This is a genomic window from Legionella sp. (genome assembly GCF_965140895.1).
Taxonomy (GTDB): domain Bacteria; phylum Pseudomonadota; class Gammaproteobacteria; order Legionellales; family Legionellaceae; genus Legionella.
Genome location: NZ_CBCSKT010000097.1, coordinates 916 through 1,885 on the forward strand (window position 1 = coordinate 916; position 970 = coordinate 1,885).

Here is a 970-nt window from a genome sequence, read left to right on the forward strand (position 1 = left end):
ATTGCTGGTTACGGTAATGTTGGCCGTAAGTGGGATGCTGTTAATGGCGAATTAGGTCAATTCGTTGATTTCAGCGCGAACAAAAAAATGCGTTTCCATGGCGGTTTCCAATGGGCACGTGTTAAGACTGATCACCGTGTAGATATTGGTGCTCCTAATGCTCAAGTTAATTTTGCTTCTTGGGGTGATACTCAATACAACGGTTTTGGTCCACGTACCGGTCTTGACATGAACTATGTGTTCACAGGATATGGTTTTGGTATTTATGCTAAAGCAGCAACAGCAATTTTAGTGGGTAGCTCTAAGTTTAACTCAGGTTATTCTAATTTTGCTGTAAACGGAACTCCATTGCACGGTTCTAAAACTTCTATCGTTCCTGAGTTAGAAGCTAAATTAGGTGCTAACTACACGTACTCAATGGCTCAAGGGGATATTACTCTGGACGCAGGTTACATGTGGTTCAACTACTTCAATGCATTAAGCAATGTTAGTGCTGCTACTAGTACTGCAAGAACTATGGACTTCGGTGCTTCTGGTCCTTACGTTGGTTTAAAGTATGTAGGTAATGTTTAATTTGTACATGTTACATTTTGCTTAATCTCCCACTTTATCACCCCATTTCTTATTAGAGAAATGGGGTGATTTTTTAGAATATCCTCAATTTGTTATCCGCGCAGAATGGCGTGTTAATCCGCATGTTGGGCCGAATAAATACAATCACTGAAAAAAAACACCTATAAAACTTAGTTTTTTAACTAATTGTCTTGACTTATTTTCTCTCGATATAGATACTGCTCACCTTTTCATGCCTACGCCAAAAAAACGGCGTGCATGTTTTGTTACTAGCTTCTTTGTGTAAGTTAATAACAAAATTTGGAACTTAATAATAACTTATATGGAGACTACGCATGTTTAGTTTGAAAAAAACAGCATTAGCGGTACTCGCTTTAGGCAGCAGTGCAGCAGCATT

General features: G+C 38.7%; 1 protein-coding gene. It reads left to right on the forward strand.

Annotated elements, in window-relative coordinates; genetic code table 11:
- On the forward strand, nt 1-573 hold a 573-nt coding region (locus tag ACQY7T_RS10940; protein WP_428413346.1), incomplete at its 5' end, for an Lpg1974 family pore-forming outer membrane protein.
- Between the last annotated feature and the right edge of the window lie 397 nt (nt 574-970).